The sequence below is a fragment of the Pseudomonas sp. ADAK2 genome (genome assembly GCF_012935755.1).
GTDB lineage: Bacteria > Pseudomonadota > Gammaproteobacteria > Pseudomonadales > Pseudomonadaceae > Aquipseudomonas.
In genome coordinates this window covers 5,034,099-5,048,472 of the sequence record NZ_CP052862.1, presented here as the reverse complement: position 1 = coordinate 5,048,472, position 14,374 = coordinate 5,034,099, and the positions used below count along the sequence as shown (strand labels likewise).

General features: G+C 60.4%; 14 protein-coding genes and 1 pseudogene. 10 read left to right on the top strand and 5 right to left on the bottom strand.

The annotated features are described in order from the left end of the window. Positions 1 to 14 precede the first annotated feature (14 nt). Together HKK52_RS23175 and HKK52_RS23170 are read right to left on the bottom strand one after the other, a co-directional pair. Positions 15 to 545, bottom strand: a complete 531-nt coding sequence (locus HKK52_RS23175; RefSeq protein WP_005792152.1) for a DUF5943 domain-containing protein — start codon at positions 543 to 545, stop codon at positions 15 to 17. Positions 546 to 708: 163 nt separating this feature from the next. Next, positions 709 to 1,686, bottom strand: coding sequence for a dipeptidase (locus HKK52_RS23170; RefSeq protein ID WP_008033250.1), 978 nt, complete (start codon positions 1,684 to 1,686; stop codon positions 709 to 711). A gap of 231 nt (positions 1,687 to 1,917) precedes the next feature. Between HKK52_RS23170 and HKK52_RS23165 the strand changes: the two genes are divergently transcribed. The 3 genes and pseudogenes from HKK52_RS23165 to HKK52_RS23155 all read left to right on the top strand — a co-directional run bounded on the left by HKK52_RS23165 (position 1,918) and on the right by HKK52_RS23155 (position 3,007). After that, positions 1,918 to 2,319, top strand: a complete 402-nt coding sequence (locus HKK52_RS23165; RefSeq protein WP_169372745.1) for a lysozyme inhibitor LprI family protein — start codon at positions 1,918 to 1,920, stop codon at positions 2,317 to 2,319. 10 nt (positions 2,320 to 2,329) lie between these two features. Then, positions 2,330 to 2,557 (top strand): annotated as a pseudogene (locus tag HKK52_RS23160) (helix-turn-helix domain-containing protein); the annotation flags it as partial. 33 nt (positions 2,558 to 2,590) lie between these two features. Beyond that, positions 2,591 to 3,007, top strand: coding sequence for a DUF3010 family protein (locus tag HKK52_RS23155; protein ID WP_169372743.1), 417 nt, complete (start codon positions 2,591 to 2,593; stop codon positions 3,005 to 3,007). Between the two features lie 121 nt (positions 3,008 to 3,128). On the opposite strand, the gene HKK52_RS23150 is transcribed toward HKK52_RS23155, so the two are convergent. After that, a complete protein-coding gene (locus HKK52_RS23150; RefSeq protein ID WP_169372742.1) occupies positions 3,129 to 4,073 on the bottom strand; it encodes a GlxA family transcriptional regulator in 945 nt (314 codons plus the stop codon). A 210-nt stretch (positions 4,074 to 4,283) separates the two neighbouring features. Here HKK52_RS23150 and choX point away from each other — a divergent pair, with 210 nt between their 5' ends. From choX to HKK52_RS23120, 6 genes are all read left to right on the top strand, one after another. Next, positions 4,284 to 5,228 (top strand): choline ABC transporter substrate-binding protein, encoded by a 945-nt coding sequence (gene choX, locus HKK52_RS23145; RefSeq protein ID WP_169372741.1) that lies wholly within the window; start codon positions 4,284 to 4,286, stop codon positions 5,226 to 5,228. Positions 5,229 to 5,303: 75 nt separating this feature from the next. Beyond that, positions 5,304 to 6,191, top strand: coding sequence for a 3-keto-5-aminohexanoate cleavage protein (locus HKK52_RS23140; RefSeq protein WP_169372740.1), 888 nt, complete (start codon positions 5,304 to 5,306; stop codon positions 6,189 to 6,191). 140 nt (positions 6,192 to 6,331) lie between these two features. Further along, the gene (locus tag HKK52_RS23135) at positions 6,332 to 7,297 is read left to right on the top strand and encodes an L-carnitine dehydrogenase (protein ID WP_133835668.1); all 966 of its coding nucleotides are present in this window, start codon (positions 6,332 to 6,334) and stop codon (positions 7,295 to 7,297) included. 143 nt (positions 7,298 to 7,440) lie between these two features. Further along, positions 7,441 to 7,917, top strand: a complete 477-nt coding sequence (locus HKK52_RS23130; protein ID WP_169372739.1) for a thioesterase family protein — start codon at positions 7,441 to 7,443, stop codon at positions 7,915 to 7,917. 13 nt (positions 7,918 to 7,930) lie between these two features. Further along, a complete protein-coding gene (locus HKK52_RS23125) occupies positions 7,931 to 9,094 on the top strand; it encodes a gamma-butyrobetaine dioxygenase (RefSeq protein WP_169372738.1) in 1,164 nt (387 codons plus the stop codon). 370 nt (positions 9,095 to 9,464) lie between these two features. Further along, a complete protein-coding gene (locus tag HKK52_RS23120; RefSeq protein ID WP_169372737.1) occupies positions 9,465 to 9,722 on the top strand; it encodes a hypothetical protein in 258 nt (85 codons plus the stop codon). A gap of 143 nt (positions 9,723 to 9,865) precedes the next feature. Here HKK52_RS23120 and HKK52_RS23115 read toward each other — a convergent pair whose 3' ends face one another. Continuing rightward, complete coding sequence (locus tag HKK52_RS23115) at positions 9,866 to 10,969, bottom strand: GlxA family transcriptional regulator (protein ID WP_123513212.1); 1,104 nt, start codon at positions 10,967 to 10,969, stop codon at positions 9,866 to 9,868. Positions 10,970 to 11,584: 615 nt separating this feature from the next. Further along, the gene (locus HKK52_RS23110) at positions 11,585 to 12,961 is read right to left on the bottom strand and encodes an L-serine ammonia-lyase (RefSeq protein WP_133835664.1); all 1,377 of its coding nucleotides are present in this window, start codon (positions 12,959 to 12,961) and stop codon (positions 11,585 to 11,587) included. A 435-nt stretch (positions 12,962 to 13,396) separates the two neighbouring features. Between HKK52_RS23110 and HKK52_RS23105 the strand changes: the two genes are divergently transcribed. Then, a complete protein-coding gene (locus HKK52_RS23105) occupies positions 13,397 to 14,344 on the top strand; it encodes a choline ABC transporter substrate-binding protein (RefSeq protein WP_169372736.1) in 948 nt (315 codons plus the stop codon). Positions 14,345 to 14,374 lie beyond the last annotated feature (30 nt).

Below are 14,374 nucleotides of genomic sequence, written 5' to 3'. Positions count from 1 at the left end.
GCGGGTTCCTCGACTTACAACGGCTTGACGGTGAACAGGCCGTCGTCGTGGCCTTCTTCGGAGCCACCGTAGACTTGCTCGGCAACGGTGCGGATCTTGCTGCCGCGGGCTTCCAGGATCTGATCCATGGCGCCGGCAAACCAACCGGTAAACATGTAGTCGACCTTGCGCCCGACCTTGCCGTACACGTAGACGAACGCCGAGTGTTCGAGCTTGACGCTGGCGGTGCCTTTGTCGAGGTCGATGTCCTGGATCTTGAACAAGCCCCAGCCGCGCTGCGACAGGCGTTTCATGTAGTGCTCGAACACCGCGACGCCTTCCAGGCCGTGGCATTCGGCTTCTTTTTCACACCAGTGCCAGGCGGATTTGTAGCCGGCCTTGTAGAGGATTTCGGCGTAGGCGTCAGCGCCCAGCACTTCCTCGATGCCCATGTGGTTGTTGACGAAGAAGTGACGCGGCACGTACAGCATCGGCAGGGCGTCGGAGGTCCAGACACCGGTTTCGCTGTCGACTTCGATTGGCAATTGCGGGGCGATCTTGGCCATGGAAACTTAACTCCAGAAAAATTCGTTGTGTGTTTTGCGTAGCCGCTGCCGAGGTACGAGGCTGCGTTGGGCTGCGAAGCGGCCCCCGAGAGCGGTCCTGCGGACCGCAACGCAGCCTCGTACCTCGGCAGCTGCTACAACAGGAATCGTTTTTAGCCTGGGTTTACTCGCCCCAGACGTCTTTCAAGACGTTGACCCAGTTCTCGCCCATGATCTTGCGCACCACGCGCTCGGAATGGCCGCGCTTGAGCAGGGTTTCGGTCAGGTTCGGGAACTCGCCGACGGTGCGGATGCCCAGCGGGTTGATGATCTTGCCGAAGCTGGTCAGGCGGCGGGCGTAGCCCTTGTCATGGGTCAGGTATTCGAAGAAGTCCTGGCCATGGCCCTGGGTGAAGTCGGTGCCGATGCCGATGGCGTCTTCGCCGACGATGTTCATGGTGTATTCGATGGCTTCGGCGTAGTCGTCGATGGTCGAATCGATGCCCTTGGCCAGGAACGGCGCGAACATGGTCACGCCGACGAAACCGCCGTGATCGGCGATGAACTTCAGTTCTTCATCGGATTTGTTGCGCGGGTGGATTTTCAGACCCGACGGCAGGCAGTGGGAGTAGCAGACCGGCTTCTTGGATTCGAGAATGACTTCTTCGGAGGTCTTGGAGCCGACGTGGGACAGGTCGCACATGACGCCAACACGGTTCATCTCGGCAACGATTTCACGACCGAAGCCCGACAGGCCGCCATCGCGCTCGTAGCAACCGGTGCCCACCAGGTTCTGGGTGTTGTAGCACATCTGCACGATACCGACGCCGAGCTGCTTGAACACCTCGACATAGCCGATCTGGTCTTCAAACGCATGGGCATTCTGGAAGCCGAAGAGGATGCCGGTCTTGCCCTGCTCCTTGGCCTTGCGGATATCAGCGGTGGTGCGCACTGGAATCACCAGGTCGCTGTTCTCGCGGATCAGCTTCTGGCTGGCGGCGATGTTATTGACGGTGGCCTGGAAGCCCTCCCACACCGACACGGTGCAGTTGGCCGCAGTCAGACCGCCCTTGCGCATGTCTTCAAACAGCTCGCGGTTCCACTTGGCGATAATCAGCCCGTCGATAACGATGCTGTCGGCGTGCAATTCGGCTGGGCTCATCAGGCTGTCCCCTATTAGCGATTCATGCGCCGAATCGTGTGCCGGCGCTTTGGGGCCAGCATATGCCTGAGGACCGGGGCAGCCGGGTGCAAAAACGACAGGGGGTTTGCCGAAAGCGTCAATCCGCGACAAAGGGTCGTCGCCGGGAGTGATCGCGCACCTGTTCAAGGGCCTGCGCATGGGCCAGAATTCGACGCATCACTGGATGCTTACTGGATTTAGGGCGACGCAATGAAATCGATCTTCCTGGCTTTGGCACTGATAGCAACCGGCGTACAGGCGGCTGAAGAGTCCGACAACAACCCCTGCGACTCAGTCGAAAACGACGTCCAGACCCTGGAATGCTCGGCCTACAGCAGAACCACTGCCGAAGATCTGCTCAAAGAAAACTACCAGGGCCTGAACGAACGCCTGCAGTCGGTTTACGCCAAGAACAAGGCGCAACTGAGCGACATCACTGAAAAGCTCAAGGTCGCCCAGCAGCAGTGGCTGAAGACTCGCGATGCCGATTGCGCGGTGGAAGCGTTCCCGGCGACGAGTGGTAGCAAGGCATTCACCATTGCGCAGAATGATTGCGTGGCGCGGATGAGTGATGAGCGGTCGGAGTTTTTGGAGTCGATTTCGCAGGAGTGAGGCAGTAATGGAAAACAATATGATTCCCCACGATGTGGTCACCCGCATCGTCGATGGCACCCTCCCTGTTCAGGCCTGGCGCGAACACCTGAACCTTACTCAGGATGAAGTTGCCGAACGCATGGGTGTTTCACAATCGGCCTTTGCCGAGCTAGAAAGCGTTTCGAAGCCCCGCAAGCAAACCCGCGAAAAAATCGCCGCCGCATTTGGCATCAACGCCGCTCAGCTTGAGTTGTAAGCTGTCCGCCATCAGCTCGTTAAGGAATATCCAATGAACATCTGCGGCATCGAAATCAAAGGCAGCGAAGCGATCATCGCCGTGGCCTCTCTCGACGGTCAGGCCTTGAGCCACGTTGCCCTGGCCACCAAGAAAATCGCCCTGGACGATGATGACGAGGCCGCGAACGTGAAAGTCTTCGCCGCTCAGGTCGCGTCGTTTGTGCGGGAGAATTCCATTGACCGGATTGCAATCAAGAAGCGCAGCAAGAAGGGTGAGTTTGCCGGTGGGCCGACGACGTTCAAGATCGAGGGGATTTTTCAGTTGCTGGAGAGTTGCGAGGTGACGTTGTTGTCGCCGCAGACGATCAATGCCCAGGCCAAAAAGCACAACTTCGAACTGCCGGGGACGCTGAACAAGTATCAGCATGAGGCTTATAAAGCGGCATGTTCGGCGCTGATGAAGAAGTAAACCCATCCACTGATCGTTCCCACGCTCTGCGTGGGAATGCATCCCGTGACGCTCTGCGTCACATCCCGAAGCGGAACGCGGAGCGTCCCTGGCGGCATTCCCACGCAGAGCGTGGGAACGATCATGCCTTGGCGGTACGCCGGTCCTCCCGCGGACACCGCTCAAACCGCGCCCGATAACTGCGAGTGAAATACGACGGTGATTCAAACCCGCAAGCGATGCTTACCTCCAGCACGCTCATATCGGTTTGCCGCAGTAATTGCCGAGCCTTCTCCAGCCGTAACCGCAGGTAGAAATTACTCGGCGTATCGTTCAGGTGCAGGCGAAACAACCGCTCCAACTGTCGCCGCGTCACTTTGATCGATTCCGCCAACTCCAGCGTGCTAAGCGGCGGTTCGCTGTGTTGCTCCATCTCGCCAATCACCTGCACCAGCTTCTTGTTGCTGATGCCATAACGCGTGGCGACTTCCATACGCTGGTGATCCTTGCGCGGGCGGATGCGCCCGAGCACGAACTGCTCGCTGACCTGAATCGCCAGTTCCGGGCCGTGGGCCTGGCCGATAAGGTCGAGCATCAGGTCGATGGAGGCGGTGCCACCGGCGGAAGTGATGCGGCGGCGGTCGATCTCGAACAGTTCCTGGGTGACGCTGAGCTGTGGATAGGACTCCTTGAACGCGTCGATGGCTTCCCAGTGCAGGGTCAGGCGATGGCCGTCGAGTAGGCCGGCTTCGGCGAGGACGAAGCTGCCGGTGTCGATGGCGCCGAGGGTCACGCCTTCGTTGTCCAGTCGGCGCAACCAGTGCTCCAGCGCGGGAGTGGCGAATTTCAGTGGTTCGAAACCGGCGACGACTAATAGCGTCGCGCCTTTCTTCAGCGGTTCCAGTGCCGCATCGGCGTTGACCGACATGCCGTTACTGGCCAGAACCGCGCCGCCATCGGCACTTAATACATGCCAGCGATACAGCTCGCCACGAAAGCGGTTAGCGACCCGTAGCGGCTCGATGGCCGAGATAAAACCGATGGCCGAGAAACCCGGCATCAGCATGAAGTAGAAATCCTGGGACATGGAGCGCACTCGACTGGCAGGTAACGAAAGGTCGGGAAGCGTGTGGACGTTGATACGCCAGTTGTCGCCAGCATTCAAGAGCGCAGGTCGCTGCAGTGCAAGAGCTGGTCGCCGTAGTGCGCTTGGACAGGGGCTTAGCTGCGTAACTTGGTCATCACCGGCGCACGAAGATGCCGGGACCCACAATAACGACCTGCCGAGGAACCCACCATGAAACGACTGATCAGCAGCTGTGTTCTTGCACTCAGCGGTACCGCTTTCTTGAGCGCCAGTGTCATGGCCGCCGACCCCGCCGCGTGCCAGAACGTGCGCATGGGCGTAGTGAACTGGACCGATGTGATTGCCACCAGCGCCATGACTCAGGTATTGCTCGATGGCCTCGGCTACAACACCAAACAAACCAGTGCGTCCCAGCAAATCATCTTCGCCGGGATCCGCGACCAGCGCCTGGACTTGTTCCTGGGCTACTGGAACCCGCTGATGACCCAGACCATCACCCCGTTCGTCCAGGCCAACCAGGTCAAGGTACTGCAAGCGCCAAGCCTCAAAGATGCCCGCGCCACCCTCGCCGTCCCGACTTACCTCGCCGACAAGGGCCTGAAAACCTTCGCCGACATCGCCAAGTTCGAAAAAGAACTGGGCGGCAAGATCTACGGCATCGAGCCTGGCTCGGGTGCCAATACCCAGATCAAGGCGATGATCGCCAAGTATCAGTTTGGCCTCGGCAAGTTCCAACTGGTCGAGTCCAGCGAGGCCGGCATGCTCGCCGCCGTGGACCGCGCCGTGCGCCGCAAGGAAGCCGTGGTGTTCTTCGGCTGGGCGCCGCACCCGATGAACGTCAACGTGCAGATGACTTACCTCACCGGCAGCGAAGACGCCCTGGGGCCGAACGAAGGCATGGCCACGGTCTGGACCGTCACCGCGCCGAACTACGCCCAGCAATGCCCGAACGTCAGCCGTTTGCTGAGCAACCTGACCTACACCGCCGAAGACGAGAGCCGGATGATGCAGCCGCTGCTGGATCACAAGGACGCCTTCGAATCGGCCAAGCAATGGCTCAAAGATCACCCGCAAGACAAGCAACGCTGGCTCGAAGGTGTGACGACTTTCGATGGCAAACCAGCAGCTGAAAACCTGTCATTGACCAGTAAATAAAACCGCACTGAATCGCCGATACGCAGCCCGTAAAGGGCTGCGTCCGGACTCATCACGCCTGTAAGGAATCGCTAAATGAACCACGACGTCATCATCACCTGCGCACTCACCGGTGCTGGCGACACGACCGCCAGAAGCCCACATGTGCCGGTCACCCCGAAACAAATCGCGGCCGCCGCCGTAGAAGCCGCCAAGGCTGGCGCCACCGTGGTCCACTGCCACGTTCGCGACCCCGAAACCGGCAAATTCAGCCGTGACGTGGCGCTGTACCGCGAAGTGATGGAGCGCATCCGCGAGGCGGACGTCGACATTATCGTCAACCTCACCGCCGGCATGGGCGGCGACCTGGAAATCGGCGGCGGCGAGAACCCGATGGAGTTCGGCCCGAACACCGACCTGGTCGGCCCGCTGACCCGTCTAGCCCACGTTGAAGCACTGCTGCCGGAAATCTGCACCCTCGATTGCGGCACCCTGAACTTCGGCGATGGCGACACGATTTACGTTTCGACTCCGGCGCAGCTGCGGGCTGGCGCCAAACGCATTCAAGAGCTGGGCGTGAAGGCCGAGCTGGAAATCTTCGACACCGGTCACCTGTGGTTCGCCAAGCAGATGATCAAGGAAGGCTTGCTCGACAACCCGCTGTTCCAGCTGTGCCTGGGCATCCCGTGGGGCGCGCCGGCCGACACCACCACCATGAAAGCCATGGTCGACAACCTGCCGGCCGACGCGGTCTGGGCCGGGTTCGGCATCGGCCGCATGCAGATGCCGATGGCCGCACAAGCGGTGCTGCTGGGCGGCAACGTGCGGGTCGGGCTGGAAGACAACTTGTGGCTGGATAAAGGCGTATTGGCGACCAACGGCCAACTGGTCGAACGCGCCAGCGAAATCCTCAGCCGCCTCGGCGCCCGGGTCATGACGCCGGCGGAAGGCCGGGTAAAAATGGGCCTGACCAAGCGCGGTTAACCCCCCCACACACAACCTGTAGGAGCGAGGCTTGCCCGCGAAGGCGGCATTCCTGCCGGAAGAGATCCGTCGGATGTACCGGCCTCTTCGCGGGCAAGCCTCGCTCCTACAGGGATCACCAAAATTCTTAGGAAGTCGCCATGAGCTTTATCACCGAAATCAAAACCTTCGCCGCGCTGGGCAGCGGTGTCATCGGCAGCGGATGGGTTTCCCGCGCCCTCGCCCACGGCCTCGACGTGGTGGCCTGGGACCCGGCGCCCGGTGCCGAAGCGGCGCTGCGCAAGCGGGTCGCCAATGCCTGGGGCGCGCTGGAGAAACAAGGCCTGGCCCCCGGCGCTTCACAAGATCGCCTGCGCTTTGTCGCGACCATTGAAGAATGCGTGCGCGATGCGGATTTCATTCAGGAAAGTGCCCCGGAACGTCTCGAACTGAAACTGGAACTGCACGGCAAAATCAGCGCGGCGGCCAAGCCTAATGCCCTGATCGGTTCCAGCACCTCGGGGCTGTTGCCGAGCGAGTTCTACGAAGGGTCGACCCACCCGGAACGCTGCGTGGTCGGGCATCCGTTCAACCCGGTTTATCTGTTGCCGTTGGTGGAAGTGGTGGGCGGCAAAAACACCGCGCCCGAAGCCATTCAAGCGGCAATCAAAGTCTACGAATCCTTGGGCATGCGTCCGCTGCATGTACGCAAGGAAGTGCCGGGCTTCATTGCCGACCGCTTGCTCGAAGCGCTGTGGCGTGAGGCGCTGCACCTGGTGAATGACGGCGTGGCGACTACCGGTGAAATCGACGATGCGATTCGTTTTGGCGCGGGCCTGCGTTGGTCGTTCATGGGGACATTCCTGACGTACACCCTGGCGGGCGGCGATGCCGGGATGCGGCACTTCATGGCGCAGTTCGGCCCGGCGTTGCAGTTGCCATGGACGTATCTGCCGGCGCCGGAGCTGACTGACAAGTTGATTGATGATGTGGTCGACGGCACCAGCGATCAGTTGGGCACGCACAGCATCTCGGCGCTGGAGCGCTATCGTGATGATTGCCTGCTGGCGGTGCTGGAGGCGGTGAAGACCACCAAAGAGAAGCATGGGATGGCGTTTGCCGACTAAAACTGCGCACTGATCGTTCCCACGCTCCGCGTGGGAATGAATCCTGTGACGCTCTGCGTCACGTCGTCTGGGACGCAGAGCGTCCCGGGCTGCGTTCCTTTGCTGCGCGTGGGAACGATCATCCACCTGCCGGAACCCCAACCATGCCCGCTCTAACCACCTACCAAACCAAAATCATCCCCGACTGGGTCGACTACAACGGGCACTTGCGCGATGCCTTCTACCTGCTGATCTTCAGCTACGCCACCGACGCGCTGATGGATCGCCTGGGCATGGACAGCAACAATCGCGAAGCCAGCGGCAACTCGTTGTTCACCCTCGAACTGCACCTCAACTACCTGCACGAAGTGAAGCTCGACGCCGATGTCGAAGTGCACACGCAAATCATCGCCCACGACAGCAAGCGCCTGCACCTCTACCACAGCCTGCACCTGGTCGGCGGTGACAAGGAACTGGCCGGCAACGAACAAATGCTGCTGCACGTCGACCTCGCCGGGCCGCGTTCCGCGCCGTTCAGCGAAGAGACCCTAGGCAAGCTGCAAGCCATCGTCGCCGAACAAACCGACCTGCCAACCCCTGACTACGTCGGCCGAGTGATCGCACTACCGCCCAAAAAATAACAAGGAGATCGCCATGAACACCGCCGCCGCTTTTGCCGACTTCCGCAGCTACCCGTTGATCAGCGCCTTGTCCGCCGTGCACACCCTGACGGACCGGGTTCAAGTGACCTGGGCCGATGGCCGCGTCAGCCCCTTTCATCACCAATGGCTGCGGGATAACTGCCCGTGCCCGCTGTGTGTCTACAGCGTGACCCGCGAACAGGTGCTGGAAATCGTCGATGTCGCTGAAGACCTGGTACCCAGTGCCGCGCATCTCGAAGCCGATGGTTGCCTGCGTGTTGACTGGCAGGACGGCCACCTCAGCCGCTTCGATCCGGGCTGGTTGCGGGCCCATGCCTACGACGACGAATCCCGCGCCGAACGGCGGGCCGGCAAGCCCAAATCCAAGCTGTGGAACAGCGATCTGCGGTTGCCGGTGTTCGACTATCAGGCACTGATGAACGACAACGATGCCCTGCTGCAATGGCTGCTGGCGGTACGGGATATCGGCCTGACCCAGGTCCGCGGCGTGCCCACCGAACCCGGCTCGCTAAAGCTGATCGCCCAGCGCATTTCCTTTATCCGCGAGAGCAATTTCGGCGTGTTGTTCAACGTGCAATCCAAAGCCGATGCCGACAGCAACGCCTACACCGCTTTCAACCTGCCGCTGCACAGCGACTTGCCGACCCGGGAGCTGCAACCGGGGCTGCAATTCCTGCATTGCCTGGTGAATGACGCCGAGGGTGGCGAGAGTATTTTCGTCGATGGTTTTGCCATTGCCCACGCCTTGCGCGAGGAAGATCCCGAGTCGTTCAAGGCCCTGTGTGAAATCCCCGTGGAATTCCGCAACAAGGACCGCCATAGCGACTACCGCTGCCTGGCGCCGATCATCGCGCTGGATGCGTTGGGCCAGGTGTCGGAGATCCGCTTGGCCAACTTCCTGCGCGGGCCATTCGATGCTTCGATCGACGACATGCCCAAGCTATATCGGGCGTATCGACGGTTTATTGCCATGACCCGCGAGGCGCGGTTTCGCCTGATGCAGCGGCTCAATCCCGGTGAGTTGTGGTGCTTCGACAATCGCCGCACCCTCCACGCCCGCAACGCCTTCGACCCCGCCACCGGCGCCCGGCATTTCCAGGGCTGTTATGTGGATCGGGATGAGTTGTTGTCGCGGATATTGGTGTTGCAACGCTAGACCGCGTCATCGTTCTTCGCGGGCAAGCCTCGCTCCTACAGGGGATCGCCTATCCCTGTGGGAGCGAGGCTTGCCCGCGAAGGCGTCAGCCCAAACAACACATCCCCACCTGATTCCCAGACAAAAAAAAGCCCCGATCAAGCCGTGACAGGATCGGGGCACAAGGTACTGTTGAGGAGCCGTTGCGCGAGGGTGACCAAACCTTCGTGAAGCCAGCTGAATCCAGTGTGCCTACTCCCCCTCTTCGCAAGTTAGCCGAAAACGACCTGTTCATAGGTATCGCGGCCATTGCGACAAATCGTCCTTGCCGATGCACGACACCCCTACCAGAATCGAGCCACGACACCGTTCCCTGAAGAAGGATTGCGTCATGATGTACGCCGATTTGATTGACCAGGAAGACCTGCTGGGCCAGCTGAAATCGTTGGGTTTTCCAGTGCCGAACGGCGCTACCGCCGAGCAGGCATGCGAGTGTGCGGTGCGAGGCTTGAACGATGAGCGGGCGATCGTGCTGCGCACTATGGTCAAGCAGATGTACACCAGCAGCGCGACCATCCTGCCGGCGGTGCGCCAGGCGATTGATAAGCAGCTACTGCCCGCTCTGGCGGAGTATCAGCAGAAGGCGTAGCGCCTGACTCGTGGCGAGGGGGCTTCCAGTGATCGTTCCCACGCTCCGCGTGGGAATGCAGCCCGGGACGCTCCGCGTCCCAAAAGGCCGAACGCGGAGCGTCCGTTGAGGCATTCCCGCGCAGAGCGAGGGAACGATCTGTGTCAGAGCCTTACGCTGGCAAACGTCGACTCATTGCGCGCCTGACTCAACGCCGACAACGGCCCGGACAACGGCGACAGCACCAGCGCTTGCGGTAGCGGCATCATCGCCACCTGTTGCGTGGTATTCGACCCTACACGCTCGTCACGCGGCGGAATGCCGAAGTATTCGCGGTAGCACTTGGAGAAATGCGGCGTTGAAACAAACCCGCACACCGATGCCACTTCGATGATCGACATCGGCGTCTGCTTGAGCAACTGCCGGGCGCGGATCAGGCGCAGTTTCAGGTAGTAGCGCGACGGCGAGCAGTGCAGGTATTTCTGGAACAACCGCTCGAGCTGACGACGGGAAACGGCGACGTACACCGCCAGTTCGTCGAGGTCGATCGGCTCTTCCAGGTTGGCTTCCATCAGCGCAACGATTTCCTGCAACTTCGGCTGGTTGGTGCCGAGCATGTGCTTGAGCGGCACGCGCTGGTGATCCTGTTCGTTGCGGATGCGTTCGTAGACAAACATCTCCGAAATCGCCGCCGACAGTTCACGGCCGTGATCGCGGCTGATCAGGTGCAGCATCATGTCCAGCGGCGCGGTGCCGCCGGAGCTGGTGAAGCGGTTACGGTCGAGGGTGAACAAGCGGGTGCTCATGGCCACACGTGGAAACGCTTCCTGCATAGCGGCCAGGCATTCCCAGTGCACGCTGCAATCGAAGCCGTCCAGCAGACCGGCGCAGGCCAAGGCCCAACTGCCGGTGCACACGGCGCCGAGGCGCTTGGACTGACGCGCCTGGCTTTGCAGCCATGACACGTGTTCGCGGGTAACGGTGCGCTGGATGCCGATACCGCCGCAGACAATGATGGTGTCCATGGACGGCGCTTTGTGCATGGAGCAATCGGGGGTGATTTGCAGACCGTCACTGGCCCAGACCTGGCCCCCGTCGACGGTGAGTGTGGTCCAGCGATACAACTCGCGGCCGGACAATTGGTTGGCCATGCGCAGGGGTTCTACTGCGGAGGCCAGAGAAATCAGCGTGAAATTGTCCAGCAGCAGAAAGCCGATGGATTGAGGCGCACGGTTCTGGGGTTGAGCCCCGGAGTTGAACGTCGTCATCGCGGTATCTCCTCACACAAAGCGGGTGATGGCCTCAGGCGGAGGCTCTTGTTATTGCCATCGTTCTCGCGTGGGAGACGGGCTTTGTAATGACAGAGCAATTGCCATGCCTAAAATTGAATGGGCGTTCAATAACTCCTGAAAACGACGTCGCGGCGTGTCTATATAAGCCGTGCGCAGAGTGGGGGTTATAAGTGCCATCAAGGCGGGCAAATGCGCTGTGTTGCGGGGTGTGAGCAAATCGGTAGCACTTGTGGGAACAAGGGCTGCGAGGTGCTGGAGCAGAGTGTCACCACAAGCACAGGTGACAGGCGGTAATGGCCAACTTGGATCCTGGATCTCGGATAGTGCGCTTGTCTGTAAGCGACGCGCTAAAAGGTGGCGCGTTTTTGGGGCGGTGTTCAATTAGCGCGCAGTTTTGACTGGTCTGCCAAGGTAAACACTTCTTTCTGTGGCGAGGGAGCTTGCTCCCGCTGGGGCGCGAAGCGGCCCTGAAAACCTGCAACCGCTACCCTCCAAATAGACCTTATTTGCTGATTTTGCGGCTGCTGCGCAGCCGAGCGGGAGCAAGCTCCCTCGCCACAAGTACTCTTTTCACCAGAGAGTTGAGCGGTCTCAACACTCCACCGCACTCACCGCCAACCCGCCGCGCGATGTCTCTTTGTATTTGTCATGCATGTCCGCGCCGGTATCACGCATGGTGCGGATCACCCGATCCAGCGAGATAAAGTGCTGACCATCGCCACGCAACGCCATCTGCGCGGCATTGATCGCTTTCACCGCGGCAATCGCATTGCGCTCGATGCACGGCACCTGCACCAGCCCACCGACCGGGTCGCAGGTCAGGCCGAGGTTGTGTTCCAGGCCGATTTCCGCCGCGTTGCACAACTGCTCGGGCGTGGCGCCGAGAATCTCCGCCAACCCCGCCGCCGCCATGGCACACGCCGAGCCGACTTCGCCCTGGCAACCGACTTCGGCACCGGAGATCGACGCGTTCTTCTTGCACAGGATCCCCACCGCTGCCGCACTGAGGAAATAGTCGACCACGTTGGCCTCGGTCACCACTTCGCTGAACTTCATGAAGTAGTGCAACACCGCCGGAATGATCCCCGCCGCGCCGTTGGTCGGCGCCGTGACCATGCGCCCACCGGCTGCGTTTTCTTCGTTGACCGCCAGGGCGAACAGGTTGACCCATTCCATCGCGCTCAAGGTCGAGCCGATCACGTTGGGCTTACCCAGCTCTTGCAGGCTGCGGTGCAACTTGGCGGCACGCCGGCGCACATTCAGCCCGCCGGGCAGGATGCCTTCGTGTTTGAGGCCCTGGTCGACGCAATCCTGCATGGCACGCCAGAGTTTCATCAGGCCGGCGCGGATTTCGTCCTCGCTGCGCCAGACCTTCTCGTTGGCCAGCATCAGCTCGGCCACGCGCAGATTGTGCTTCTGGCACAGCTCAAGCAGTTCAACCGCACTGGAGAAGTCATACGGCAAAACGGTGCGATCCAGATCCACAACGCCACTGGACGCTTGCGCCTCATCGACGACAAAACCGCCGCCAATCGAATAGTAGGTATCGCGGTGCAGCTCCCCGTGATCGCCTTCTACAATTAATGTCATGGCATTCGGGTGAAATGGCAGGTTCTCGTCGATCAGGCGCATGTCGCGAGCCCAGATGAACGGCACCGACAAGCGACCGTCGAGTAACAAGGTGTGGGTTTCGCGCAGGGTTTCGATATGCAGGCCGATCTTCGACGGATCGATCGCGTCCGGCCACTCGCCCATCAGGCCCATGATCACGGCGTTATCGCTGCCGTGACCGATGCCGGTGGCCGATAACGACCCGTAAAGCTGAACTTCGACACGCCTTACTTGTTCCAAAAGACCCTGCTCACGCAAACCTTGCACGAACAACGCCGCTGCCCGCATCGGGCCGACGGTGTGCGAACTGGAAGGGCCAATGCCGATTTTGAACAGGTCGAAAACGCTGATAGCCATTACTGCCGAACTCCTGGATGTACCAACTCCAGGCGCAAAAGCGCCCAGTGACGGAGCTGCTACGCTCAAGCTGCAATCCGCCGAGATGGCCGCATCATCAGGCTTTTGCGGTGTCGTTCGACGTCTCACACCGACGCACTCATGTCCAACAACGCCGCGGGTCGTCGACGCTGCGTTTTCGCCGTTTTTTTGCGGTTCAGAGCGGCAAACAGGGCAGAAAAAAGCTGTAAACGACGTCACTGACACTGGATGCGACCATCCCTGTACTGGTTACGACGCCCCCTGTAGGCGTCAGATTTTCACTGGTACATGATCGTATCGACTCGATTGCAAGGCGCCGTGGTAGAGCTGTCTTAAAAAACGCCACCAACCGCAACCTATAAGTGCGGTGGTCCAGTCGGAACACTGCCAAAAAAAACACCAAGGAGTCCACCCATGAAAGGTTCCCCGTCGTTGTTGTTGGCCGCCATGCTGAGTTTGCCGTTACTGGCTCAAGCCGCAGAACCCGCTCAGTGCAGCACCGTAAACTTCTCTGATGTCGGCTGGACCGACATCACCGCGACTACCGCGACCACCAGCGTTGTACTCGACGCCCTGGGCTACAAAACCAAGACCACCATGATTTCCGTGCCCGTGACCTACAAGTCCCTGGCCGATGGCAAGAACATGGACGTGTTCCTCGGTAACTGGATGCCGACCATGGAAAACGACATCAAGGCCTACCGCGATGCCGGTACCGTTGACGTCGTGCGCACCAACCTCAAAGGCGCCAAGTACACCCTCGCCGTGCCGCAAGCGCTGTACGACAAAGGGCTGCATGACTTCGCCGACATCGCCAAATTCAAGAAAGAACTCGACGGCAAGATCTACGGTATCGAGCCAGGCAACGACGGCAACCGCCTGATCCAGACCATGATTGACAAGGACGCCTACGGCCTCAAAACCGCCGGCTTCAAAGTCGTCGAGTCCAGCGAAGCGGGGATGCTGTCCCAGGTCGACCGCGCACAGAAACGCGATACCGCCGTGGTCTTCCTCGGCTGGGCACCGCACCCGATGAACAAACGCTTCAAGATTCAATACCTGACCGGTGGCGATGACTTCTTTGGCCCGGACTTCGGTGCGGCCACGGTAGCCACCAACACCCGCAAGGGCTACGTCCAGGAATGCAGCAACGTCGGCACTCTGCTGAAAAACCTGGAATTCACCGTAGACATGGAAAGCTCGCTGATGGGCAACATCCTGGACGACAAGATGAAGCCTGACGCAGCTGCCAAGGCCTGGCTGAAAAAGAATCCACAGGTGCTCGATACCTGGCTCGCTGGCGTGACCACCATTGACGGTAAACCAGGCCTGGAGGCCGTGAAAGCCAAGCTCGCGCAGTAATCGCTACTCCGGGTGGGCTTGCCCCGCCCG